Genomic DNA, 23,827 nt, shown 5'->3' with positions numbered 1-23,827 from the left:
TGCCGTTTTCGTACCCGCTCCGGGCCCAGGCCTCACGGATCGGTCCGATCAGGCTCGGCTGCGCGCCGGTCGCCGGGGACCACATGACCACACCGTTCTGGAACCCCTGGAAACAGCCGCCGCCACGCAGGCCACACGAAATCGCCGACGTCGCGGAACCCAACGACGACGACGCCGACGTCAACTCCGCAATCGCCTTCACCGCGGCAGTCGGTACGCTGTTTCGCGCGAACGCGCGCAGGGCCTCATAGCTGCCGTTCCAGACATTCGAGTCACCGGCAAACGGGCCGGACTCGCTGTACTGCCAGAAGCTGTAGTCCGGCCATCCCGACGGCAGGGGGCCGGCGTAGTTGCTCGGTGAGCTGGGCCAGTAGGCCGTCCACAGCGGGTAGTCACCAAAACCCCTGGCGTCGCCGGTGCACGTCTTCCACCACGAGGTGTTGGTGTAGACAACGGGCAGCCGTCCCGTCAGGGACTGCATGGTGTTGCCGAAATCGCGCACCCACATGGTGAGTTGCGCCGGAGACATGTCGTAGCAGGTATTGCCCTGGTAGTAACCACCAATGGTCTTGCCTGCGTACGGATTGGCCTCAAAATCGAGAACCGGAGGAAGCGTGTAGCCGTCGGGACTCCACCCGCCGCCGTTCTGGACGAAAATACGGGCCTGGTCTGCTCCCGAGGACGCTGCGGGGTTGGCGAAGTGGTAAGCACCCCGGAGCATACCAACACCCCGTGATCCCTGGAACTGGGCTCCGAATGAGGGGCTCGTATAGTAGTTGCCCTCAGTGGCCTTGATGTATGCGAAGCGGGCGCCCAAATCCCACTGCTTCTGCCAGTTGACAGTGGCCTGATAGTTGCTGACGTCCAGACCCTGGACTCCGAAGGTCGGGGTCCAGGTGCCTTCCGTGGCGAGGGCTTCGGTGCTTGTGCCCAGGGGCCCGGAGGCGGACGGGTCCGGTGCCCTGAGGCTCTGGCCCATTTCTGCGCCGCCGGGTCCTGCCGCCGCAGTCATCGCGGTCCGGTAATCCGCGGGGCTGGTGGTAGCCGCCGTGGCGGCGCTGCCCGACGGAGTCTCGGGGGTGGTGATGGCGGGACGAGTTGCAGACGTGCTGGGGGTCGCGGCGGGCGCCGCCGGCGTGCCAGCCGGTCCGGCGCTTGCTTGCGGCGTCGAGGTCGGGGCCGGTTCTACGGCGGAGGCGGACGAGGCCAGACCTGGGCCGGCAAGAAGGGACGCGGCCAGCAGCACGGCTCCGATCCGGTCGCCGAAGTGCCTCTTGGGGTGAAGTAGGGTCCGCTTCATTTTCCGCTCCGGAACAACACGCTCATGGCAGTGTCATAGTGATCTCACGCCCGGTGCAATGCAGGATGCAACTGGCCGGGATGTAGGAATGTCTGACTTGTCGCGCCCACCCTAACACCGCGGATATGACTGAGCCAGAGTTTCTGGTGTTACTAGTGTGAAAATTGTGATTAATTGTCACTTCGGTTTTCCACAACGTGCCCCGAGAGCCCTTGTACGGCGGAACGTCCGCGCTTAGCTTTAACCCAATTGCAGAGCCCCGGGGACAGGGCGGCAGTCATATTGGGGGCCATTGTGGAGGCTGTACGCATTGTCGAGGACGAAGTCCGCGAGCTGATCCGCCGGCGCGGCCTCGACCCCTTGAGGCAGACCGGCGAAGTGCGCCGCCTCGTGGAGGCAGCGGTCATGGATTACGACGAGCGGGCATTGCTGGCGCCCCTGCCCCCCATCGGCCCGCTGGAGACCGCCCGGAGATTCGTTTTCGACGCCGTCGCCGGGTTTGGCGCTCTTCAGCCCCTGCTCGATGACCCTGCCATTGAGGAAATCTGGCTGAACGCCCCTGACGAGGTCTACGTGGCACGGAACGGCGAGTCCGAACTGACCTCAGTGTCCCTCACAGACCAGCAGGTCCGGGACCTCGTGGAGCGAATGCTCAAGAGCTCCGGGCGCCGCGTCGACATGTCCTCTCCGTTCGTCGACGCGGCCCTGCCGGACGGTTCCCGCCTGCACGTGGTGATCCCTGATGTGACGCGGCGGCACTGGGCCGTCAACATCCGCAAGTTTGTGGTGAAGGCAAGCCGGCTCGAACATCTGGTGGAACTGGGCACGCTGACGCCGCAGGCAGCGCGGTTCCTCGGTGCCGCTGTGGCCAGCGGGCTGAACATCCTGGTCTCCGGGGCCACCCAGGCGGGCAAGACCACCATGCTTAATTGTCTGGCGGCCAGCATCGGAACCCGCGAGCGCGTCATCACCGTGGAGGAGATCTTCGAGCTGCAGTTCCCGCTGCGGGACGTTGTGGGGCTGCAGTGCCGTCAGCCGAACCTTGAGGGCGAAGGCGAAATTCCCATGCGCCGGCTGGTCAAGGAGGCCCTGCGCATGCGCCCGGACCGGCTGGTGGTGGGCGAGGTCCGGGAGGCCGAGAGCCTGGACATGCTGATTGCCCTGAACTCCGGCCTGCCCGGGATGTGCACAGTCCATGCGAATTCAGCCCACGACGCGGTCACCAAAATCTGCACGCTCCCGCTGCTGGCAGGTGAGAACATCTCAAGCGCCTTCGTGGTTCCGACGGTCGCGTCCTGCATCGACCTCGTGGTGCACTGTGCCCGCCACGCCAGCGGGCGCAGGGAAGTGGCGGAGATCCTGTCCTTGGGCCGGAGGGTGGAGAACGGCATTATCGAGTCGTCCATGGTGTTCGCCCTCGCTGACGGCCGGCTGCTGCCCAGGGCCAACTCGATGCCGTCAGCTGAGAAGTTCGCCCGGGCAGGGTACGACCTCGCGGCTCTGCTGGAGCCGCGCTGATGGCGGCGCTGCTGGGCATGCTGGCCGGTGCCGGATTTCTGCTGATCTGGTGGTCGGCCTGGGAACAGCCGAAGCCGGCCAGCCGCCGGCCTGGACCCAACCGCCTGGAGGATCTGCTGCGGTCCGCTGGAATCGAGAGGGTCAGCGGGGCTGGGCTGCTGGTGAGCTGCCTCGGGGTCGGAGCGTTCACGACGCTCGTCTTTTTTGCGGTGACCAGGTCGTGGCCGATCGCAGGCTGTTTTGGCCTCTTCGGGGGGTGGCTGCCCTTGGCCATCGTCAAGTGGCGCGCGCGGAAGCGCACGGCTGTTCTGCGCCAGCTGTGGCCTGACGTCGTTGACCACCTCCGCTCAGCGATCCGCGCAGGCCTCTCGCTGCCGGAAGCCCTCATCCAGTTGGGCGACAAAGGGCCAGAGGAACTCCGTCATGTGTTCCGCGAGTTCGGCTCCGACTATCGTGCCGGAGGACGGTTCGATCCCTCCCTAACCCGGCTGAAGGACCGGCTGGCGGATCCGGTTGCCGACCGGATCGTGGAGGCGCTGCGGTTAACCAGGGAAGTGGGCGGCTCGGATCTCGGCCGGCTGCTGGGCACGCTGGCGGAGTTCCTGCGCGAGAGTGCCCGGACCCGTAGCGAGCTGGAGGCCCGGCAGTCCTGGACCGTCAATGCCGCACGCCTGGCGGTGGCCGCCCCCTGGATCGTCCTGATGCTGCTGGCAAGCCGGCCCGAGGCGGTGGCGGCCTACAACACGCCCCTCGGCGCCGCTGTCTTGATTGGCGGACTGGCGGTGTCCCTGATCTCCTATGCCGCCATGCTGCGCATTGGAGCGCTGCCGGCAGACGAGCGGGTCCTCCGATGACAGGGCTGATGGCGGCTGCCGCCGCCTGCGGAGTGGCCCTTGGCTGCGGTGCCTGGTTGTTGCTGACCAGGCTGCCGTTCATGCGGCCGAGCACCTTCGTGGAGCGCATCCGCCCGCAGCTGAAGTCACACAACCTGGAATCCCGGCTCCTGCGCCCCGTGCCGCGAAACGTCACCCCGTTCGGTCCGCTGGAACGAATCCTGCGCCCGGTCGTTGGCGATGCCGTCTCGTGGCTGGGACGGCTCAACCCCGGCTCCGCCGCCCTGGACCGCCGACTGGCGAGGGCAGGGAGCGCCAAATCGCCAGCGGACTTCCGGGCAGAACAGCTCCTCTGCGGCGCGGCCGGTTTTGTCGCTTCAGTCGCCGCAGCGGTGGTCTTCGGTGCCGCCGGACGCTCCAGCCCCCTGTTCGCTGTGGTGCTGGTGCTTGGCAGCGCCGCCGGTGGATCTTTGCTGCGTGACTACCTGCTGAGCGCCCAGGTCAGGAAGCGCGAAGCGCGCATGATGGCCGAGTTCCCCAGCATCGCCGAGCTCATGGCCCTCGCCGTCAGCGCGGGCGAGAGCGCCACGGGTGCACTGGACAGGGTGTGCCGCAGTGCCCGGGGCGAGCTGTCGAAGGACTTCACCCTCGTCCTGGCGGAAACCCGGGCAGGGAAACCACTCGTGGAAGCCCTGCAGGAGTTCTCTTCCCGGACGGAGCTTGGCCCGTTGCTCCGTTTCGTGGACGGGCTGACGGTGGCGGTCGAACGCGGGACGCCTCTCGCTGACGTGCTGAGGGCCCAGGCCCAGGACGCCCGGGACACAGCGAAACGCGACCTCATGGAGTCGGCCGGGAAGAAGGAAATCGGGATGATGGTTCCGGTTGTTTTCGGCGTCCTGCCGCTGACCGTCGTGTTCGCCGTCTTTCCCGGTTTGGCCGCCATCAGCATGGGTTTGTAACAACAAAAGGAATAGCAGGGAAGCCGCAGGAAGCCACACGAAGGACCAACCCAAAGGGGAGAACGTGAAACGGATCCATAACCGCATAACGCTGTTGCTGTGCACCATCAGCCTGGTGCCCGGGCTGGCCACGCCGCAGGCGGCCATTGTTCGGAAGCCAGAACGGCCCGGTGATCCCCCCGAGCGGGGCGATGTGCCCGGCTGGGTGATGATCACCCTAATGTCCGCCGTCCTCGTCGCCGCGCTCCTCGCGATCGCCGTGCCCGCCCTGGAAGGACTGTTCAACCAGGCCATGGACAAGGTCGGGCAGTAGCAGGTGCGCCTGCCCGGCGCCGGCGGGGTCAAGACCGACGAACGGGGGTCGGCGGTGGTGGACTTTGTCCTGGTGGGCGGGCTGCTGACGCTGGTCTTCCTGGCCATCGTCCAGCTCACCCTCGTGCTGCACGTCCGGAACACGCTGATCGACGCCGCGGCGTCGGGCGCCGGATACGGCACCCTCGCGGACCGCAGCGCCGTTGACGCCAGGGAGCGGACGGCGCAGCTGATTGGCGTCGCGCTCAGCCCTGCGTTCGCCCAGGACGTGACGACGAGCGAAGCCACGTACCAGGGCATCCGGACCCTGGAAGTCACGGTCCGCGCGCCGCTGCCCGTGATCGGGCTGATCGGTCCCCGCGCAGTCCTGGAGGTGAAAGGGCATGCGGCCATCCAGCGCTGACGCACCGGATGCCACCGACGCGCCTGGACGTTGGCCAGGGGGAGGCGCCGCGGAAGATGCCGGCGTCCCCAACGACGCCGAAAGGGGAAGCGCCGTCATCGAATTCACCTTTCTGTCGCTGCTGCTGATGGTCCCCCTGGTTTACTTCATCATCACCATGGGACAGCTTCAGGGCGGCTCCTTCGCGGTCGTCGGCGCCGCGGACCAGGCCGCGAAGGTCTTCGTGGCCCAGACCGATGCCGCCGCCGGCCGGGCCGCCGCCGAGCAGACCGTCCTGCTGGCGCTCGCCGACCACGGGCACGCCGCGTCGAATGCCCGGGTCGAAACCAGCTGCGCCCCCGCGGACTGCCTGGCAGCGGGATCGGCCGTGACGGTCACCGTCCACCTGACCGTGCCGCTGCCGTTCGTCCCGTTCAGCCAGGTGCTGGACCTGAACGCCGGGCAGCTCAGCGCCTCCGCCACACAACTGGTGGGGCGCTACCGGTGAGCCGTCCCCGGAGGCAACGCGCCGGGCGCCCGCGGCAGGGACCGGAACCGGATCCGCCACCCCGAAACCAGGGTAGCGAGGCCGGGCAACTGTCGGTGCTGATCATCGGCTTTGTGCTGCTCGCCCTGCTGCTCACAACAGTGGTCGTAGCCGCCTCCAGCGTCTACATCGAACACAAGAAACTCCTGTCGCTGGCGGACGGCGCCTCGGTGGCCGCCGCGGACAGCTTCACCCTTGGACAGCTCGAAACGGGCGGCGGCAGCCCCTCCGCCGTCCTGACCGGAGCCCGCGTGCGGAGCGCCGCCGCCGAGTTTCTGGACCGCAGCAGCGCCTCCGCCCGGTTCAGCGGCCTCGCCGTCGGACCGGGAACGGGCAGCCCGGACGGTTCCACCGCCGTTGTGGTGCTTAGCGCCGCCGTCCACCCGCCTGTGGTCAACTTCCTGGTCCCCGACGGCATCAGGATCGAAGCGAGTGCGACGGCGCGGTCACAGCTCACGCGGTAGCTCCGCGGGTGGACCCGTCGGTGGCCGCCAGAGCAGGCCCACAGAGCGGCCCCGCAACCCAGTCCGGGCGGCTCGCACGGATAGCGTAGGCTTAAAAAACCATGGCAAACATTGATTTTCCCGCAGAAATCCGCGCCCTGCGCGCCACCTACGCCTCCATCGAGAACGTTTCGAATGTCGAGGCGCTGAAGGAAGACATCGCCGAGCTCAGCGAACGCGCCGGCGAACCCAATCTGTGGGACGACCCGGCGGCCGCCCAGGTCATCACCTCGAGGCTCTCGCACCGCCAGTCAGAACTGGCCCGACTGGACTCCCTCACCTCGCGGATCGACGATCTTGAAGTCCTCGTTGAGCTGGGCCAGGACGAGGACGACGCCGACTCCATGGGCGAGGCCGCCGTCGAGCTCGAATCGATCCGCAAGGCACTGAAGGAACTTGAGGTCGTGACCCTGCTCTCCGGCGAGTTCGACGAGCGTGAAGCCGTCGTGACCATCCGGGCCGGCGCCGGCGGCGTGGACGCCGCGGACTTCGCCGAAATGCTGCTCCGGATGTACCTGCGCTGGGCCGAACGCCACGGCTACCCGACCACCATCATGGATACCTCCTACGCCGAAGAGGCGGGGCTGAAGTCCGCCACCTTCGAGGTCAAGGCCCCTTACGCCTACGGCACGCTCAGCGTCGAAGCCGGCACCCACCGCCTGGTCCGGATCAGCCCCTTCGACAACCAGGGCCGCCGCCAGACCTCGTTCGCCGCCGTCGAGGTCATTCCGCTGATCGAGCAGACGGACTCCATCGACATCCCGGATAACGAGATCCGCGTCGACGTGTTCCGTTCCTCCGGCCCGGGCGGCCAGTCCGTCAATACGACAGACTCCGCCGTGCGCCTGACCCACATCCCCACCGGCACCGTCGTGTCCATGCAGAACGAGAAGTCCCAGCTGCAGAACCGCGCTGCGGCCCTGCGCGTGCTGCAGTCCCGGTTGCTGCTGCTCAAGAAGGAGCAGGAGGACGCGGAGAAGAAGGCGTTCGCCGGCGACGTCAAGGCCTCCTGGGGTGACCAGATGCGCTCCTACGTCCTGAACCCGTACCAGATGGTCAAGGACCTCCGCACCGAGCACGAGGTCGGTAACACCTCTGCCGTGTTCGACGGCGAGATCGACGACTTCATCGACGCCGGCATCCGCTGGCGGACCGACAACCGCAACGCGGACAAGTAGCCCGCGGGCTAATACCCGCCGACGGCAGAGCTGCCCCGGCTTCTTTGGCGCGTGCCGCTCCTGTCTCATGTGCCACACCTGCCCCTCCGGTCTAATCCTGCGACACGCCCCGGCGCTCAGGCCGATCCGCCGGGCACCGTGCGTATAGTCGAGAAGCCGGAGCTCTACTTCCCCCACTAGAAAGCCCGCGCACCGGCGGCAGAACTGGGCCGTACGCGTCCACGTCCTGCAGGGTACTTAGGGCCATGATCCGTTTCGAAAATGTCACCAAGGTCTATGACCAGAAGGCGCGACCGGCGCTGGATTCGATCAACTTGGAGATCGACCGCGGCGAATTCGCCTTCCTAGTCGGGGCCTCCGGGTCCGGCAAGTCCACTTTCCTGCGCCTTGTCCTCAAAGAGGACCGGGCCTCCTCCGGCGCGGTCTACGTCGCCGGCCAGAATGTAGCGAACATCTCCAGTTGGCGCGTGCCCCGGCTCCGCCGCGGGATCGGCGTCGTGTTCCAGGATTTCCGCCTGCTGCCGCAGAAGACGGTGTTCGCCAACGTCGCCTTCGCCATGCAGGTCATTGGCAAGAGCCGCAGCGTCATCCGCGACACCGTTCCCGAGGTCCTGAAGACCGTCGGACTTGAAGGCAAGGAAAACCGTCTTCCGCACGAACTCTCTGGCGGCGAGCAGCAGCGTGTGGCGATCGCCCGCGCCGTCGTCAACCGCCCCGGCATCCTGCTGGCCGACGAGCCGACCGGCAACTTGGACCCCACCACCTCCATGGGCATCATGGGCGTGCTGGACAAGATCAACCAGAACGGCACCACCGTGGTCATGGCCACCCACGACGACGACATCGTCAACGAGATGCGCAAACGCGTCGTCGAGCTCCGCAACGGAGTCATCATCCGGGACGAGGCGAGGGCCCTCTACACCTCCATGATTCCGGTCGTGGGACAGTCACGCCGCCTGCGGGATGCGAGCGGGCGGGAACCCGAACCCGCTGCCACCCCGGCCGCCACCACCCGGGCTGGCGCCCGCGCCGCAGGGGAGGGCCAGCTGTGAGGGTCCAGTTCGTCCTCGCCGAGATCGGCAGCGGCCTGCGCCGCAATCTTTCCATGGTGGTCTCGGTCATCCTGGTGACATTCGTGTCCCTGACCTTTGTCGGCGCCGCCGGCATGCTGCAGCTGCAGATCAACCAGATGAAGGGCTACTGGTACGACAAAGTCCAGGTCGCCATCTTCCTCTGCAGTGACGGGTCGACGGCGGCCGGCTGCGCCACCGGCCCCGCCACCCCGGAACAGCAGGAGAACCTGGGCAAGCTGCTGGAATCGCCCGCGGTGGCGCAGTACGTCAACGACTTCCAGTTCGAGTCCAAGGATGACGCGTACAGGCACTTCAAGGAACAGTTCTCCAATTCCCCGATCGTCGACTCGGTGACGCCGGACCAGCTCCCGGCGTCGTTCCGGATCAATATGAAGGATCCGGAGAAGTACCAGATCATCAGCGAGACGTTCTCCTCCCAGGCCGGCGTCGAAACGGTGATCGACCAGCGCCAGCTGCTGGAGCGGCTTTTCTCGGTCATGAACGCCGCATCGCTCGTGGCCGTCAGCGTCGCCGGCGTGATGATAGTCTGCGCCATCCTGCTGATTGCCACCACGATCCGGCTCTCGGCCTTCAGCCGGCGGCGGGAGACCGGGATCATGCGCCTGGTCGGGGCGTCGAAGATTGTGATTCAACTGCCGTTCATCCTGGAAGGCGTGATTGCCGCCGTGATCGGCGCGGTGCTGGCCTCGGGAACGCTCTGGGCGGTGGCCCACTTCTTCCTGGGCGGGTACCTGTCCCAGCAATATCCGGACACCGCTTTTATCTCCGCCGCTCAGACGCTGATCCTGGCGCCTGCCCTGATCGGTCTCGGCGTTCTGCTGGCAGGCGTATCATCACTTCTGACGCTCCGTCGATACCTGAGGGTCTAGGATGCGCAACGAAAAGAGAAGGCCCATGACACCGATGCATCGACTGGACCCGCGTCAGGCTCCGCCCTGCCGTGTGGTGGCCAGCCGCCGCAGCCGCTTCGTCAGTGCCGCACTGGCGCTCGTCCTGGCCGCGAGCCTGGGCGCCCCGACACCGGTGGCGTTCGCCGAGACGCTCGAGGACCAGCAGGCCGCGCTCCGCGAGGAGGCGGCGCGGGTCCAGCACTCCCTCGAGTTCGTGGACTCCAGGATCGCGCAGGCGGCCTCGGACCTCGTCCTGTATCAGGGACAGCTCCCCGGTGCCCAGCAGGCCCTGCTGGAGGCCCAGGGCCGAGTGGCCAGTGCCGTCAAGGAGGCCGAGGCCCTCGCCGCGCGCGTGGACCTTGCGCAGCAGAACAAGGCCAAGATCACCCAGCAGCTGGAGACGGACAAGCAGAAAATCGCCGACACCAAGAAGCTGATCGGGCAGATCGCCACCCAGGCCTACAAGTCCGGCGGCGTGCCCTCCAACCTTTCGCTGTTCTTTGGCTCGAACAACGGCGGCAGCCTTACGGACACCATCGACCTGGCTGACCAGGCGATGCGCAGCCAGAACTCGGCGATGGACAAGCTCACCCAGCAGAGCGCCACCAACGTCAACTCCCAGGCCAGGCTCGAAGCGGTGGAAGTCGAAATCAAGGATCTCAAGGCCAAGGCCGACGCCGCATTGGCGCGTGAACAGGCTGCCCGTGATGAGGCCGAGGCCAAAAAGGCCCAGGTGGACCAGCTCATCGCCGACACCACCCGGCTCGACGCCGAACTCCAAGCCGCCAAGCCGGCCATCCAGACCCAGATCGCCCAGGTCAAGGCCCAGCAGGACGCCGTCGCTGCGGACATCGTCGAGCGCGACCGCAAGCTGCGCGAGGCCTGGGAAGCCGAACAGCGGCGGATCGCCGAGGCCGCCGAGGCCGCCGCCGCGGCGGCAGCCCGTGCCCGGGGCCAGATCAAGGCCCCGGTGCCTTACGTCCCCGCGCCGCCCGGAAACCCATCCGCCTTCGGGCTGAGGCACCCCTTCAACGGCGTGCGGATCAGTTCCGGCTTTGGCTGGCGCGCCACTCCGCCGGGCACCACCGACTTCTACGGCCAGGGTGGCTACATGCACACCGGCATCGACTTCGCCGCGGCCTGCGGCACGCCGGTCTACGCAGCGGCGGCGGGCAGCGTTTTCTCCGCCGGCTGGGCCAACGACGGCGGCGGCAACAATGTGAAAATCTCCCACGGCGTCGTCCAGGGAAACTCGCTGACCACCATCTACTACCACAACGTAAGTGTGACGGTTTCCCCGGGGCAGCAGGTCAGCCAGGGACAGTTGATCGCCTATTCGGGAACCACCGGCAACTCCACCGGTTGCCACTCGCACTTCGAGACCTGGCTCAACGGCCGGGCGGTTGACCCGATGAACCTGCTCTGATCCGCCCGGAGCGGAAGGCCCGCGGCCGGGCTGCGTCCCTGCCGTAAACTGGAAGAAGCCCAGGCCGCCCCGGCAGCGGGCACACCCATCGATTCAAGGAGTTCTACCGTGCCGAAAGAAAGTGGCCGTAAGGTAGTGGCCACCAACCGCAAGGCCCGGCACGACTACACGATCCTCGACACCTACGAGGCCGGGATCGCGCTGATGGGCACCGAGGTGAAGTCCCTCCGTGAGGGCCACGCCTCCATGGTTGACGGCTTCTGCACCTTCTACAACGACGAGCTGTGGATGGAGGGCATCCACATTCCCGAGTACCACCAGGGGAGCTGGACCAACCACGCCGCGCGCCGCCGTCGGAAGCTGCTGCTGCACCGCGACGAACTCACCAAGATCTCGCACAAGATCCGCGAATCAGGCTTCACGATCGTCCCCCTCCAGCTGTACTTCCTGGACGGCCGGGCCAAGGTTGAGATCGGCGTCGCCCGCGGCAAGAAGGAATACGACAAGCGCCAGACCCTGCGCGAGCAGCAGGACAAGCGCGAGGCCCTGCGCGTGATGCGAGAGCGCAACCGGCGCTAGGGACCGGCCCCGAAGCCCACGGGAATGATTCCGCGGGGACGTGCGTTATGCTAATAGTCCGGGAAGGAACAGTGCGGAAACCGCAGCAGCGGTCAAGCGCCAGGCCTGTTCGGTTTGATAAAAAAATACGGGGATGATCGGTTTCGACGATGTTAGTCGCGACAGGTGAAGCGGGCCGAGGATGCAGAATTATCTCGTAAACGCTGTCTGCAAACCAATAAGTGCCGAATCAAAACGCACTGACTTCGCTCTCGCTGCCTAAGCAGTAAGACAGTCCGTCAGCCCGAGGTTGCTATTGCCCCGGATCCTGGCGTCATTTAGATAGCCACTGCTGTTTACCCCCGTCATCGGGGTGAACGGGACTCTTTGATGACTGGGCCCGGATCAGCCAGCTGTTTGCAGCATGGCCGGGGCCGAGAAAATCCGACGCAAACTGCGCCCGGAGAAGCCCTGACAACACGACATCGGACGGGGGTTCAATTCCCCCCATCTCCACCTAGAGAGGCCCGCGAAAGCGGGCCTCTTTTTTGTTGTGCTGACTTTTGCCTTGCCCGTGCTGACACGTCATGACACAATACCCAAGAAGGACACAAGAAAAACCAACTTGGGAGAAGTATGTTGACGGATTCGGAGATCGGGCAAACTGTCCGAGTTCTCCGTGAGCGTCTCCATCTCTCGCAGGCGGATTTCGCTGCGGCCATCCGGTCCAAGGGGCTCAGCTGGCATCAGCCGACCGTATCCAGAATCGAGGATGGGGAACGGCCGCTGCGGCTAGCGGAGGCCCTCGTCCTATCCGAGTCCTTTGGATTCCTCCTGCCCAACGGGCTCGGGGTAGGCGCCGGCGTCAGGCTGTCCATCAGCACACTCGAGCAACTTCTGAAAGAGATTGGGTAGTCAATGGCATGGATTCGCAAGCGCGGGCGGAGCGATGGCGGTACGACGTATACGGTGACGTGGCGCGAGCCTGGAGACCAAAAGGAATCGACACTAGCGTTCAAAGACGACCTGGGCAAAGCCGAGGAAACCGTTCGGCTGCTAGACGCTAACGGCCAGTCTTTTGAGATGGCCAGCGCTGTTCTTGCCTCTGCAAAACTCGACGGGCCTACGCTCTACGAAATGCTGAAACTGCATATCGATCAGCTCGTAGGCGTCGGGGACTACCAGCTAGGTCGGTATCGCTCGACAAGGGAGATGTATTTCCGGAACGGTCTCGGGTCCATGCGGATCAAGGGCATCCAGTACAAAGACGTGAACCGATGGGTCCAAGGATTGCAGAAGGCCGGGCTTTCCCCGAAGACCATCTCCAACCACCACGGGCTGCTCTCAGCGGCCATGACGACCGCAGTTCGTGACAGGATCATCGACCATAATCCATGCGTTGGCATCCGTTTGCCCAAATCCAAGCATGCCAAGGACGACATCCAGCCAACGGTTGAGGACTGGCGCCTCATTCGTCAGGCCACGGACGCGTTCTATTTGCCGTTCTTTGACTTTCTCGTCGGGTCCGGCTTGCGGTTCGGCGAGGCGACCGCACTATCCGCTTCCGACTTCGACTTGGATGCGGGTACGGCTATGGTCTACGTCCGGAAGGCTTGGAAGCAGAATTCGGATGGGACGTACTTCTTAGGACCGCCCAAGACGGCTAAAGGCGTTAGATCGGTCAGTCTTGCGCCGTCCACCGTAGCGGCTGTGAGGCCACTTGTTGAGGCTGCAGGTGGCGAGCTCGTGTTCCGGTTGAAGCGAGGTGGCCCGATGCGTTCCCCGGCCGTCCACGGGCGGGTGTGGCAGCCCGCGATTCGCGCGGCGCGCGCCGCGGACAAGGCGACGCCGGGCAAAGTCCTTCTCGGAAAGCACGTGACAATCCACCAGCTCAGGCATCTTCACGCTGCGCTCATGCTCAAGGGCGGCATGCCGATCTACGACTTGTCCCGGCGCATGGGGCACACCAGCATTCAGATGACCATCGACCTTTACTCCCACCTGCTCCCAGACGCTCACTTCACCAGCGCCCAGGTGGCAGCAAAGGCACTCGAAGGGCTGTAGCACCGCACGACTCATAATCGTGAGGTCTGGAGAGAGGGCCTCTCGACCGCGACTCGGAGAATCCCTGTTACGGCGGGGATCTTCTTGTATCGGGGGTAACCCAAAATCAGGGCTACTGCAGCCATCACTTTAGCCATTGACCGAAATCTTGCCCCTGCGGATTCCAGAGCCACCCTCACATGCTTTCGACGGGTGGCAGTATGGGCCCATGACGGACATCATCGAGTTCTTAGAGCGCCGTCTGGACGAGGACGAGGCGGAGTCCCTGGATTCCCTGCAGCACGACCCGTACCCGGAGAGCTGGGCGAACATCCTCGCCACGCGGATCCTGCTCGAGTGCGCCGTGAAGCGCAAGATCATCGCACACTTCAAAAGGATCGACTGGGACTACGAACCGGCCGGCGACCAGGACTACATGGAAAAGTTCCTGGTCATCATCGCCGAGCCGTACATGGATCATCCGGAGTACGAACCGCGCTGGCGAGAGTGACGAAGCGGCAGGGATCGCTGGAACTGGTTGCCGAGGCGGCCGAGAAGGAAACCTCGGCCGCCCTTTGGCCGTAGTATCTTCGGCGTGGACAAAAACCAATTCTTGATCAATTCAGCAGCGGAGCTCGAACGATTAATCCAGCCAGGCGCCAGTGACTATGACCTAACTAGGGCTTCCGGCATCCTCCGACTGCTTTTTCTCGATTCACAACCATTGGTGCACCAAGTCAACAGGGACCTGCGGATACCACTCGTGTTTAGAATCGGCCGGGCCAAAGCTGGTCGCTTGGCGGTCCCTGGGGCGACGCTCCAATTCACGGCAACGTCGGCGTTCGAGGGCTTGCCTGGCATCGAAGTCAAGCTTCCGGAGTTCCTGGCCCATCCCACCATTGCGGTCAAGGACGAAGTGTTTACCGTCCGCAACGTCATTAAATGCGTGGCTCATGTTGGCGGTGGGGTGCACTACCTGCCACCTGAGGATGACAGGGAGGCAGCCCTCTTCAAGGTCGCGTCATCAATGTACCTAAACGACAGGACTTTTCTCCTGCATTCAATTGCGGATATAGCCGAGGCTGCTGTCGATGGCCTCCAGCCGCTCCTGCACGCCGCCAGAACCGCCCCGTAGCTGCCCCAGCTGGCCGCGTGACCTACGCGGCTACCGGATCAAATCACTAGCCTACGATCAGGCGGTAACGTGGCGGACGTTCTCCGCCGGGACCCAATCCCAGTGAGCATGCCCGTTGTCGTCGTGCCAGGCGATCATCACGTAGTTCCTGGTCCGACGCCTTGCTTCGCCGCGTACGGCCACGGTTCCCTCCGAAGTCAGCGGGACCTCGGCCACCACCCGCGGGTACTCGCCGTAGTTCCATGAACGGATGGGTGCGGGCCCGCGGTGCGGGATCGGCTGTAGGCACTCATAAGCCACCCCGTCCTGGGTGAAGCCAACGCTTTCTGGATGCATCGGGACAACGGCGGCCGGCACCGACTCGAGAGCGTCGTGGACGGCAAAAATCCGGGACGCCACCTGGTAGCCGGCGGCGGGCCACTTCTCCATAGTGTCGGCGAGCTGCTTCCGCAGACCGGCAGGAATGAGTCGGCTCACGCTTTCGTCCATGCCCTCCAAAGCGTCCAGGGCAACGAGGGCCTCGCTGGTGACGTGGTCCTTGAGCTCAGCCCAAACCATGGTCTGGGCTTTTCCCACTCTCCGCTGGTTGACTTTGCTGGCGGCGAGCGTTGTTGCCGCTGCCCACTGGGTGGTGTCCTCGACCAAGTCTTTGGTGGTGTCGCTGCCCTCGTGGCGGACAGCGCTGAACGGATCGCCTGCGCCGTTGAACCGGAATTTCGTCAGATCAGGATCCAGTTCGTGCAGGACGTCGTGAATGACCTTGTTGTTGACGCGGTCCTCGAATGGGATCATCCGTGATGCGGCGAGAAGGTCGGCGGACATGAGGGGATACCAAGTCAGCCGATCATGGTAAAACGTGAAGCCCCGGAGGCCGCAGTGTGTCCGGTTGCGGTGGTACAGGTAGTGATCCTCAATTTTTCCGCGGAGGGTTTCCGCGGGGTAGGCGTCCAACTCATCGGCCAGCGCGGCGCCGAGGGCGTCAATCTGCTCGTCGCTGTAGAAGCCTTTGGTAGCGGCGCCGCGGACGAGCGCTGACGCGAAGCTCTGCGTCGTGGCCTCCGGAGTCACATACTTCTCGACAACCACGTTCCAGAATCCGCGGTAGATTTCGCCGTTGCCGCCACCTATGCTCAGGTGCTCTTCGTTGCTGCCCAGGTTGCTCCAGGCGCCGGCGGCCAGCCGATGATACTGGCCGAAGTAGTAGCTACGCCAGAACGTCAGGTTGTCTTCAAGGGTGATGGGATGCTGTGGTGTCTCGTCGCCTTCAAAGTACGTTGCCCCATAGTGGCTTGCCAGGCCGGCGGAGATTGCGACGTCGGGCGATTCTTGGGCACCCGAGGTGTTCAATCTGACGCGGTCCTGCCAGCCCGGAGATTGAACGACTGTTCCCAAGACGAGCCTGCTGTCTTTGCCTCCCGTGACATCGGTGATTACGGTCTTGAAGTCCTTGGAGCCGACAGCAGCGGCTGTGTTCTCGACGATCTTTTTTGTCCCCGAGGTGATCAGGTCTCCATAGGTGCGGCTCTGAGGTTCGTGAGCGGCGATAAATTCGGGTTTCGCGGCGGTCAGGTACGTCCCATTCCGCATCTCCACGTTCTGAGACACCGGGATCAGCTGAGCGCCCTTGATGAGGGTGCGGCTGAGCGCGTTCTGCTGCGCGAAGAACCCGTGCATGCTGAACAGCGCGGCGGTGACGGCGACTTCGTCCGGTTCCACAGCGATCCCCAAAGCCGACATCACAAGCTTGTGCAGGTGCAGCCTGTTGCTCACGAGAGCCATGCCCTTGTGTTGCGATGCGTAGCTTTGCCCGTATCCGAAGAGGTCCGTCTTGATCTCGGCGTGCCCGTCTTGGATCGTGAAGGAAGTGTAGAGCCCGACCTCCGGGTCTACTCCTTCGAGGACTTCCGGACCAACGGGCGCCCGTGCGACCAGAAGATCCGGACCGACCTTGGCGATACCGGATATTCCTGAGACCCCGGCCGCCGTGCGGTGGAGTCGATCGACGTCTGGACAAACTACCGCGAACCACCCCGCGCTCGTCTCATAGGTATGCCACGAGAGGCCCACCTCAGCCAGAGACTCCAGTCCGTCTACTAGGACCTCGGAGAGGGTCCCTTGCTCGGCGCTGATGATGCAGAAGTCCAGGTAAGGGGCGGGCAGGGTTTGGAACTTCAGCATCTCTGGTAACTCCTGGGTGTGTTTGTCACGGGGATTATATGGTCTCATTCAAGTTTTGGCGCAGGAAATGCGCGCCCGAAGCGAGCCCCTCTCGGAACACTCTTACACGGGGAGGAAGCCGGGCAGTCTTTCGGCCCACTGGATTGATCGGAGATTCTCCGGGCAGCGCCGATATTCTTCGATGTCCCGCTCGGAGTCGGTGACGCGGCGGGCGTTCCCGGCGGGGATCCAAGCGCAATGCGAGCGCTGTCCGTCGTCCTGCCAGGTGGCGAGGATGTGGGATGGGTTCCACCGGGAGGCATGCGCGTAGACGTCCACTGTGGCGCCGTCGGCCAGGGGGAGGGTGGCCATGATCTTCGGGTACTTGCCGTACTCCCACGACTGGATGTTCTCGTGGGATCCCGGGTCCTGGCGCAGGTACTCGTAGGTGATCCCGTCGAGAGTGAACGATGCCATGTGGAAATCGTAGCTGGACGCAGAAAAGCGCCCCACCCGGTTAGGGGTGGGGCGCTGTCTTACTGCTTAGCGGGACCTTCTCCAGCCGCAGGCGTCACTTTCAGCCGGAGCAGGTAGGAACCCAGCGAGGTCATGAAGGACTTGCCGACGAGGATCCCGAGTGTGATCCAGAAGGCTTCACTCGTGACCTCTTGCTCAAGGAGCAAGTTCCCGAGACCGGCGCCGATCAGCACTAGGGCATCGAGCACGAACCCGGTGTAGAGGGTGCGCCAGGCGCGGTTCATGGCGTCCCTCTGAACTGCCCACCAAGGGGCTACTGCGACTGTTCCGGCTGCGTGGTCTCCCATAGCTCAGCCTTCCTTGATGGTCAGGCGGTTGCCGATGTAGATCGTCGCGTCCGGCCCGGGCAGGCCGTTGAGCCGGGCGAGGTAGCCGGCGTCGAGGCCGTAGTAGGCGGCGATGGACCGGATGGTGTCCGGGGCCTCGATGATCCACACGAGCGGGCCGGGGATGAAGATCTTCTGTCCGGCGTGGACAGTGTTGACGTTCCCGATGCCGTTGTAGTCGGCAATGCGCTGAACGTCCTTGGGGATGCCATAGTAGGCAGCGATCTTCCCGAGGGTGTCGCCACGGTCCACGACCCAGTGAAGCTCCGAATCAGGGCGCTGGATCGGGGCTGGAGCGTTCGCCGGCACCGCGGCGGGCGCAACGGGTGCGGCGGGTGCGCCGTTGCGGGCGAGCGCGTCGAGCCGTGCCAGATCCCATTTGCCGGGGCACGCGGTCGCTTTCCAGTGGTTGTGCGGGATGAGGGGCAGGTCGCCGTAGATGCCCCGCAGGAACGCGATGTAGGCGGCGGCGGTGACGTAGTCCCCGTCTGTCGCTTCCGGGCGGAGTTCAAGGCCGATGGAGGTTGCCTGGCCGTAGGCGTTGCCAGCGTGCCACGCGGCCTCATCCGGGGACACGATGGATGTGGCGCGGCCGGCCATGATGACGGCGTGGGCGGAACTGAAGCGGGGGTTTGGGGATGCCAGGTAGCGGACTACGGCGTCGAAGTCCTGGTCGGGGTCGCCCCAGTGGTGGATGGTGATGGATTCTTCCCGGCGCGGACCCTGCTTGAATACGGCGGGTACGTCCAAGTCGTCGGTGAAGTTGGCGGCGTTGATCGATTCGTCAACAATGGTGCCGTCTCTCAAGGTGGTCATTGCGGGCCCCTTTCCGGGCATGAAAAAGGCCCCGGGGTCGGGGCCTGATGGTTGGGGTGTTACTGCTGGGGTTCGGGCGGGGGCTTCTTGAGGGCCGGCCAGGGCCGGAGCTCGCGGTCGGTCACGCCGTGCTCGGTGCAATCGCGGCGGAGCTGAGAGGCGTACTCCTCGGTGACGCGGCGGTTGTAGGCTTCGACGTCGGCGCGTTCGTCGGAGAGGTCCGCCCGGTCCCGTTCCCGGTCGCCGCGTGCCCGCTCGGTACGGACCAGCGCCCACGCCTCGTCGCGCTGCTGCTTGAGGCCTGTGTTGCGGATGCGTTCCCGACCTGCGGTGCCGTTGGCGTGCTTGATGATGCCATTGGCGATGAGGCCAAGGAACGAGAAAAGACCAGTGGATGCTAGGACCGCGGCCCAAATCTGCTGGGAAGAGTCCACTGGGTGCCTACTTTTCGGGATCGTAGGAATAGTGCCGTGTCTTGAGGAGTCGTGCCACGAAGAGGAGCAAGGCCAGCATCATGAGGCAAAGGGTCACTAGGCGCATGCTGACCTGGGTCACTGGAAGCGCCCAGATGGCGACGCCGCAGACGCCCATTGCAAAAGTGCATAAGGCAGCGCCTGCCCGCTCCATCCACCACCAGCCCTGGAGGACGGTCGCCAGCCCCGTGCCTCCGCCGAGTACCAGCATCCCGGCCCATATCAGGACGAGTGAGCCTCCGATGGTGCCCTGGAGGCTGCGTGGCGGGTCGGCGAGGATCGCTCCGCCGAGGGTGGTCGTCAGCAGGTAGACGAAGAAATAGACGGTGGTCTGCTTGCGGGGCTCCTGAATGCGGAGCCAGAGTCTGTGCAGGGTGGGGATCATGCGGGCCTCCTCGGCGGGTGTGTCTGGATATGGGCGTGGCCCCGGGGCTACCCGGGGCCACAAGGCATTCGGCGACTTAGAGTGCGTAGACTCCAGCGTTGCGGACGGTGATTGCTCCGCCGGAAATCCTGCCGAGGCGGACTGTGACCGCGCCCGCAGTAAATGGCATCAGGGCTGTGATGCGCTTCCGCACAGGGTCCGGGGATGCGGGCAATGTGAAGTCCTTACTTACGGACAGCCCGCCCGTCGTTGATTCCACGAGCAACCGGACGACGGCGCCTGTGGGTGCGGTGAAGTCTGCCGCGAGCTCCCGATGCCGGCCCCGCGCATATCTGAAGTTGCTCAGGCTGACGGAGCGGGACATGACACCAGCCGACCCTGTGGACGTGGCAACGTTCCCGGAGAACGTGTAACCGCTGGCACTCCATTTGGTGATGTCGGCGAAGTTGCCGTAGACCAGCAGATCGTGTCGGCGGCTGTGTGAGTCGTCGGCCAGGACCAGCCCGGACGGCGAGAGGAGAACTACCTTGCCGGCGTCCCGCAGCAGCGCCACGTAGTCGAGCATCTGCCCGATAATTGCGTCTGTGATGTACCCGGGCGTGTTTACCAGGGACGGGTGGAGCATGATCTGCAGGGCCGCACCGTTGTCCACTGCCGTGTCGATGACGGACTGGCAGTCGGCGAAGGTGCTGAGCCCGTCCATTGTCATGTGCGCGAGCCCCTGACGAACCCTCCCGGACTGCGGGCGGTAAACCCCTCCCAGGTACCCGGCGGTGACAGCGAACCGGCGCAGGACCGCCTTCGCCGCAGTGTAGTCATCAGTAAAGTGCTTGACCGTGTCTGCGGTAGTCCAGCCTTGCCAGTTAGCCGGGGCCGCTGCGGATACGCCTGGTGGGGCGAAGTATTCACACACCACCTCGGGGAATTCGGTAGCGAAGACCGGCAGTTGATTGTCCACTTCGGCATAGATTTCCGCGTCCGTCGAGGCGGGCCCGTGCGTGTGGGAGTGCGCCAGGGGTTGCACGCCTGAGTTGACAATCCAGTCGTTGAAGATTGCCGGGGTCACGCCACCGTTTTCAACGTTCGCCCAGTTGGCAGTGTTGATGGCCTGCCCGCACGGGATGTTGCGGGCTTGGTGCAGGGGAAGGATTAGGTCACGGAAGTTCGCCAGCCCGTGGTCATAGCGGAACGCTATGGATGCCTTGCCGCCAGTTCCGATACTGCCTCCCCGAGCCGCGATGAAAGCATCAACCTGCGCTCCGTTCGTCAAACCAACATTCCGGGGGCTCGTGTCAGCTACCGGCGTGGTTGAGCCAGCAGCGCCCAAGTCAACCCAGGCGGTGTACGGCAGGGGTGTCGGAGATGCTGCGGAAGTCGCTCTGTAGTACATCGACCCGGCGTATTCTTTGTACGTCTGGAAGATAGAACCGCCGCCGGTTGCGTCTACTTCGAGGACACCTGCCCGGATGTTGCCGGGCACGTTCGCTATCGTCCCGGCAATGGTGCCGCTGTTGACCAGGTACTTTCCCGGGGTGCGGAGGTTGTTGAAATCCTCAGTGCCCGCAAGCGTGGTGTAGGCGAGCGCAGTGGCATCCGCGTCAATCTTTTTCCACGCCGTGTAGGGCAATGGTGACGGGGAGGTTGCGGAGGTGCGGCGGGTCCATACACCACCCGTTGACCCGTACGCGCGGTATGTCTGGAAGATAAGCCCGCCGGGGGTTGCTTCCGTTTCGAGGATGCCTGCGGCCTGCACGGGCAGCCCGGTAATGGTCGCCGCAATCGTGGTCGACGCCACCAGGTAGTGCCCGCGGGCCCGGAACTCGTTGGCGTCCGAGTTGGTGGCGGCGACGATGAGCGGGAACTCGCGCCAGCCCTCCAGCGTGGTGACCCGCCCGGACAGCCCGCCGTACTTCGTGGTCGCGTCGGAGATGGCGTTCGACTGGGCGGTGTTCGCCTTGGACGTGGCGTCGGTTGCCGCAGCCCCGATAGCCTCTGACTTCTTGGCGTCCGCGTACGCCTTGGCGTCGGTGAGCTTGGCGGTGTCCGCGGATGCCCATGCCGCACGGTTCGAAGCATCCTTCGAGTCCGCGTAGCTCGCCGCCGAGGTGACCGCTGCCCCCTCCGCCCTGAAACCCTCCTGGCTGATGGCGGAATTGGCGGCCGTAGCAACGGCGTTGATGTCCTGCCGCAGCCCGTCATCCGACGCCGCAATCTTGTCAGTAGATTCCAGTATCGGCAGGCTGTGCGGGGTCGTGTAAGTCGTCACCGTTTATGCCCCTTTCAAAGGATCGTTGTTGAACGTCGAGTAGGTGGCCGTGTCCGGGAACAGCAGACGCCACTGCTCGTACGTGAGGGTGTCCGAGTGGGCCGCCTCGAACTGGGCGTAGGTGGTGTACATGGTGCCTGCCGAGATGATCCGAACGCCGAGTGATTGCGAGTAGGATCCATCCGCGCCGTTCTTCACTGACACAATCAGCGCGGTCAGGGTGATACCCAGCAGATCCGGGGAACTGACCATGACCACGTCCCCAAGTTGCCGGCGCGGGTCGAAGCCCACCCGCATACCGGTAATCACCGGCGCAGGGGCGCTTACCTGAGCCGCGAGGTAGTCCACGACCCGCTGCACAACAGTCGCGTTCGCCTCCCTGGACAGCCACGGCCCGCAGTCGTGTGCGAGCACCGGCGCGTAGGCCGGTCCGGCGATGGTTGAAGTGAGCGCCTGTTTAGCCCAGTCCGTTTTACCGAACCCGCGGATGAGCGGGAATGCTTCCTTGAGCCACCGAGGCCAGATGGTCGTAGAAGTGGTCGGGTAGCGAAGTTCCAGTTTTTTACCCGCCGGGAGCGCCCCTGCCGTGTGCACCAACTTGTAGGTGTTGACGTTGATCTGTTCCAGCGTTGACGTGAGATAGGAATTGCCAAGCGCTTCCGTCGTCTCGTCCGCAAGTTGCCCGCCAGTAACTGACCCATGCCCACTGTTGGACGGTGCCGACCCGCCAGGGTTACCCAAGATCAGGTAATCCTGCGAGAGATATACCCAGTCCGTCCCTGAGGGCGGGCTGATGAACTCCGTCTTTGCCTGTCCGGATTCCAGCGTCTCCGTGTTCCCCTGATACCAGAGGACGTTGTCCCAGCGGGAGCAGCTGATGCCCGGCAGGTCGTAAGTACCCTCCACTTTGGAACGCACACCCAGTAAGGATGAGGACCACGACAGGGAACGGAGGTCGTCAAGGTCGGTCAATGTCTGAACGCTGGCTTGCGCCCTCAGCCCCACTGAGGGAGCCCACTGGAACACGCCCTTCTCGTCAATCCACATGCCCGCCAGGGTGGCCTTGCTGATGCGCTCCAAAACTTCCCGGCATGTCGTTGATTCAATGGTTGGCCCGGCATCCATCAGGCCGAGGTGCAGGAGGTTCTCCATTCGATAACGGGCGGTAGGGGAATGGTTCGTGTATAGGTTCTCCGTGGAAACGGACGTATGGACGGCATGGAACCCTGCAACCCGAGAATCGGCGTCGGCGCTGACCGTAATGCGGTCCAGCGCCGCGGCCGTAGGGTCCGCTACTGACCCAGCGGCAGTGAGCCCCGTGTTGGTCCGCAGCGTCCAAACGCCAGACTTGACCAGCAACGAAACCGCTGTTGCAGCGCCCATGACGAGCGAACAAATCTGCACGCCATTCAGCCTTGCAAATGCCGTTCTGGATCCGGCTACGGCCAGCTCCACGTAGTCGGTGGCACCGTAGTAGGCCTTCATGCTCGTGTTGCCGCCGTGATCTGCGCCAACCGTCATGGAAAACCGGACGGGCTCAGTCATCGGGTAGGCCAACGCGGGGGAATAGGTGTTCAGAACGTCCGCGATCGACACCCCTGACGGCCCGTTGTACGTGGAGCACCAGACCGTGGCGCCACCATCAGGACCTCCGAGCACGCCCGACGTCATAACCCCGACCTCTGGCCACATCGAAGACTGAGCCGGAACAGACAAGATCGTCCGGGATTCCTTCGGAGGTGTCGCATGGAAGCCGGCCACCCGCAGTGCCGCATCAGCGTAATACAAATGCGACAGTCCGATCGCCCGGTAATCCGCCGCGCCCCTCGCCCGGGGAGGCATGATCCGCATCAGAGGTTCATGGGAGAATCGGGCGTTCAACCTGTCATAGTCGTCAATGATGGACGACTGCGGCAGGCCGAACACGTCACCGCTGGTTTCATCGACGGCGCCGGTGAACTGCTGCCAGTAGGTGTCGCCGTCACCGGCCCAAATCTCCACCCGGTCACCATGCTTCGGCAACCAGCCCGACGCCTCATTCCACGGGTTCACGGCCGTCGTCGAAACGTCCGGGCCCTCAGCCCACACAATCGAACCCGTAGCCTGGCTGATCCCCGACACCGCGACCACCTGCTCCGGCAGATCACCAACAAGGTCACGGTCCACAGACCATGACCTGTGACCCCGGA

Annotated in this window: 25 protein-coding genes and 1 other RNA gene; 17 read left to right on the top strand and 9 right to left on the bottom strand. The window is 64.5% G+C overall.

What is annotated here, in order from left to right:
• Window positions 1-1,300: GH25 family lysozyme (locus ACZYZ3_RS11690; protein WP_463963986.1), on the bottom strand; the 1,300-nt coding region annotated here is incomplete at its 3' end.
• 294 nt (window positions 1,301-1,594) lie between these two features.
• Here ACZYZ3_RS11690 and ACZYZ3_RS11685 point away from each other — a divergent pair.
• From ACZYZ3_RS11685 to ACZYZ3_RS11605, 17 genes are all read left to right on the top strand, one after another.
• The gene (locus ACZYZ3_RS11685) at window positions 1,595-2,818 is read left to right on the top strand and encodes a TadA family conjugal transfer-associated ATPase (RefSeq protein WP_463963985.1); all 1,224 of its coding nucleotides are present in this window, start codon (window positions 1,595-1,597) and stop codon (window positions 2,816-2,818) included.
• Window positions 2,818-3,672, top strand: coding sequence for a type II secretion system F family protein (locus ACZYZ3_RS11680; RefSeq protein ID WP_463963984.1), 855 nt, complete (start codon window positions 2,818-2,820; stop codon window positions 3,670-3,672). Before ACZYZ3_RS11685 ends, ACZYZ3_RS11680 begins: the two co-directional genes overlap by 1 nt.
• Complete coding sequence (locus tag ACZYZ3_RS11675; protein ID WP_463963983.1) at window positions 3,669-4,610, top strand: type II secretion system F family protein; 942 nt, start codon at window positions 3,669-3,671, stop codon at window positions 4,608-4,610. Before ACZYZ3_RS11680 ends, ACZYZ3_RS11675 begins: the two co-directional genes overlap by 4 nt.
• A 124-nt stretch (window positions 4,611-4,734) precedes the next feature.
• Complete coding sequence (locus ACZYZ3_RS11670) at window positions 4,735-4,923, top strand: hypothetical protein (RefSeq protein ID WP_463963991.1); 189 nt, start codon at window positions 4,735-4,737, stop codon at window positions 4,921-4,923.
• 3 nt (window positions 4,924-4,926) lie between these two features.
• Window positions 4,927-5,325, top strand: a complete 399-nt coding sequence (locus ACZYZ3_RS11665; RefSeq protein WP_463963982.1) for a TadE family protein — start codon at window positions 4,927-4,929, stop codon at window positions 5,323-5,325.
• On the top strand, window positions 5,306-5,812 hold the full coding sequence (locus tag ACZYZ3_RS11660) for a hypothetical protein (RefSeq protein ID WP_463963981.1): 507 nt from the start codon (window positions 5,306-5,308) through the stop codon (window positions 5,810-5,812). The genes ACZYZ3_RS11665 and ACZYZ3_RS11660 overlap by 20 nt, the downstream gene beginning before the upstream one ends.
• An 89-nt stretch (window positions 5,813-5,901) precedes the next feature.
• Window positions 5,902-6,315 carry a pilus assembly protein TadG-related protein gene (locus ACZYZ3_RS11655; protein ID WP_463963990.1) on the top strand — a complete coding sequence of 138 codons (414 nt, stop codon included), beginning with the start codon at window positions 5,902-5,904 and terminating at the stop codon, window positions 6,313-6,315.
• A 101-nt stretch (window positions 6,316-6,416) separates the two neighbouring features.
• A complete protein-coding gene (gene prfB, locus ACZYZ3_RS11650; protein WP_282381705.1) occupies window positions 6,417-7,532 on the top strand; it encodes a peptide chain release factor 2 in 1,116 nt (371 codons plus the stop codon).
• Window positions 7,533-7,777: 245 nt separating this feature from the next.
• The gene (ftsE, locus tag ACZYZ3_RS11645; RefSeq protein WP_463963980.1) at window positions 7,778-8,584 is read left to right on the top strand and encodes a cell division ATP-binding protein FtsE; all 807 of its coding nucleotides are present in this window, start codon (window positions 7,778-7,780) and stop codon (window positions 8,582-8,584) included.
• A complete protein-coding gene (gene ftsX / locus ACZYZ3_RS11640) occupies window positions 8,581-9,495 on the top strand; it encodes a permease-like cell division protein FtsX (protein ID WP_463963979.1) in 915 nt (304 codons plus the stop codon). The genes ftsE and ftsX overlap by 4 nt, the downstream gene beginning before the upstream one ends.
• Window positions 9,496-9,529: 34 nt before the next feature.
• Entirely contained in the window at window positions 9,530-10,942 is a 1,413-nt protein-coding gene (locus ACZYZ3_RS11635) for a peptidoglycan DD-metalloendopeptidase family protein (RefSeq protein WP_463963989.1), read from the top strand.
• A gap of 108 nt (window positions 10,943-11,050) precedes the next feature.
• Window positions 11,051-11,521, top strand: a complete 471-nt coding sequence (smpB, locus tag ACZYZ3_RS11630; protein WP_226759107.1) for an SsrA-binding protein SmpB — start codon at window positions 11,051-11,053, stop codon at window positions 11,519-11,521.
• 129 nt (window positions 11,522-11,650) lie between these two features.
• Window positions 11,651-12,019: a transfer-messenger RNA gene (gene ssrA / locus ACZYZ3_RS11625) on the top strand.
• A gap of 117 nt (window positions 12,020-12,136) precedes the next feature.
• Complete coding sequence (locus ACZYZ3_RS11620) at window positions 12,137-12,415, top strand: helix-turn-helix transcriptional regulator (RefSeq protein WP_463963978.1); 279 nt, start codon at window positions 12,137-12,139, stop codon at window positions 12,413-12,415.
• 3 nt (window positions 12,416-12,418) lie between these two features.
• On the top strand, window positions 12,419-13,564 hold the full coding sequence (locus ACZYZ3_RS11615) for a tyrosine-type recombinase/integrase (protein WP_463963977.1): 1,146 nt from the start codon (window positions 12,419-12,421) through the stop codon (window positions 13,562-13,564).
• Between the two features lie 208 nt (window positions 13,565-13,772).
• Entirely contained in the window at window positions 13,773-14,054 is a 282-nt protein-coding gene (locus ACZYZ3_RS11610) for a DUF6221 family protein (RefSeq protein WP_463963976.1), read from the top strand.
• Between the two features lie 84 nt (window positions 14,055-14,138).
• Window positions 14,139-14,678, top strand: a complete 540-nt coding sequence (locus ACZYZ3_RS11605) for a hypothetical protein (RefSeq protein WP_463963975.1) — start codon at window positions 14,139-14,141, stop codon at window positions 14,676-14,678.
• Window positions 14,679-14,735: 57 nt separating this feature from the next.
• On the opposite strand, the gene ACZYZ3_RS11600 is transcribed toward ACZYZ3_RS11605, so the two are convergent.
• The 8 genes from ACZYZ3_RS11600 to ACZYZ3_RS11565 form a co-directional block, all read right to left on the bottom strand.
• Window positions 14,736-16,856 carry a hypothetical protein gene (locus ACZYZ3_RS11600; protein ID WP_463963974.1) on the bottom strand — a complete coding sequence of 707 codons (2,121 nt, stop codon included), beginning with the start codon at window positions 16,854-16,856 and terminating at the stop codon, window positions 14,736-14,738.
• A 102-nt stretch (window positions 16,857-16,958) separates the two neighbouring features.
• Window positions 16,959-17,312: a hypothetical protein gene (locus ACZYZ3_RS11595; RefSeq protein WP_463963973.1), complete on the bottom strand. Its 354-nt coding sequence runs from the start codon at window positions 17,310-17,312 to the stop codon at window positions 16,959-16,961.
• Between the two features lie 59 nt (window positions 17,313-17,371).
• Window positions 17,372-17,596, bottom strand: coding sequence for a hypothetical protein (locus ACZYZ3_RS11590; protein ID WP_463963972.1), 225 nt, complete (start codon window positions 17,594-17,596; stop codon window positions 17,372-17,374).
• 66 nt (window positions 17,597-17,662) lie between these two features.
• Entirely contained in the window at window positions 17,663-18,514 is an 852-nt protein-coding gene (locus ACZYZ3_RS11585; protein ID WP_463963971.1) for a LysM peptidoglycan-binding domain-containing protein, read from the bottom strand.
• 59 nt (window positions 18,515-18,573) lie between these two features.
• Window positions 18,574-18,948 carry a hypothetical protein gene (locus ACZYZ3_RS11580; protein ID WP_463963970.1) on the bottom strand — a complete coding sequence of 125 codons (375 nt, stop codon included), beginning with the start codon at window positions 18,946-18,948 and terminating at the stop codon, window positions 18,574-18,576.
• A gap of 7 nt (window positions 18,949-18,955) precedes the next feature.
• Window positions 18,956-19,372, bottom strand: coding sequence for a hypothetical protein (locus tag ACZYZ3_RS11575; protein ID WP_463963969.1), 417 nt, complete (start codon window positions 19,370-19,372; stop codon window positions 18,956-18,958).
• Between the two features lie 76 nt (window positions 19,373-19,448).
• Complete coding sequence (locus ACZYZ3_RS11570) at window positions 19,449-21,638, bottom strand: pyocin knob domain-containing protein (RefSeq protein ID WP_463963968.1); 2,190 nt, start codon at window positions 21,636-21,638, stop codon at window positions 19,449-19,451.
• Window positions 21,639-21,641: 3 nt separating this feature from the next.
• Entirely contained in the window at window positions 21,642-23,804 is a 2,163-nt protein-coding gene (locus tag ACZYZ3_RS11565; RefSeq protein WP_463963967.1) for a hypothetical protein, read from the bottom strand.
• Between the last annotated feature and the right edge of the window lie 23 nt (window positions 23,805-23,827).

Source organism: Pseudarthrobacter linnaei, from assembly GCF_055412825.1.
Note: the sequence above shows the minus strand (reverse complement) of the source record. Positions and strands in the feature narration are given on the sequence as shown.

Bases quoted from the DNA above. Each gene is read 5' to 3' on its own strand.
- ACZYZ3_RS11680 (WP_463963984.1), top strand. From the start codon at position 2,818: ATGGCGGCGCTGCTGGGCATGCTGGCCGGTGCCGGATTTCTGCTGATC.
- ACZYZ3_RS11675 (WP_463963983.1), top strand. From the start codon at position 3,669: ATGACAGGGCTGATGGCGGCTGCCGCCGCCTGCGGAGTGGCCCTTGGC.
- ACZYZ3_RS11660 (WP_463963981.1), top strand. From the start codon at position 5,306: ATGCGGCCATCCAGCGCTGACGCACCGGATGCCACCGACGCGCCTGGA.
- prfB (WP_282381705.1), top strand. From the start codon at position 6,417: ATGGCAAACATTGATTTTCCCGCAGAAATCCGCGCCCTGCGCGCCACC.
- ftsE (WP_463963980.1), top strand. From the start codon at position 7,778: ATGATCCGTTTCGAAAATGTCACCAAGGTCTATGACCAGAAGGCGCGA.
- ACZYZ3_RS11635 (WP_463963989.1), top strand. From the start codon at position 9,530: ATGCATCGACTGGACCCGCGTCAGGCTCCGCCCTGCCGTGTGGTGGCC.
- ACZYZ3_RS11620 (WP_463963978.1), top strand. From the start codon at position 12,137: ATGTTGACGGATTCGGAGATCGGGCAAACTGTCCGAGTTCTCCGTGAG.
- ACZYZ3_RS11615 (WP_463963977.1), top strand. From the start codon at position 12,419: ATGGCATGGATTCGCAAGCGCGGGCGGAGCGATGGCGGTACGACGTAT.
- ACZYZ3_RS11610 (WP_463963976.1), top strand. From the start codon at position 13,773: ATGACGGACATCATCGAGTTCTTAGAGCGCCGTCTGGACGAGGACGAG.
- ACZYZ3_RS11600 (WP_463963974.1), bottom strand. From the start codon at position 16,856: ATGCTGAAGTTCCAAACCCTGCCCGCCCCTTACCTGGACTTCTGCATC.
- ACZYZ3_RS11595 (WP_463963973.1), bottom strand. From the start codon at position 17,312: ATGGCATCGTTCACTCTCGACGGGATCACCTACGAGTACCTGCGCCAG.
- ACZYZ3_RS11590 (WP_463963972.1), bottom strand. From the start codon at position 17,596: ATGAACCGCGCCTGGCGCACCCTCTACACCGGGTTCGTGCTCGATGCC.
- ACZYZ3_RS11585 (WP_463963971.1), bottom strand. From the start codon at position 18,514: ATGACCACCTTGAGAGACGGCACCATTGTTGACGAATCGATCAACGCC.
- ACZYZ3_RS11575 (WP_463963969.1), bottom strand. From the start codon at position 19,372: ATGATCCCCACCCTGCACAGACTCTGGCTCCGCATTCAGGAGCCCCGC.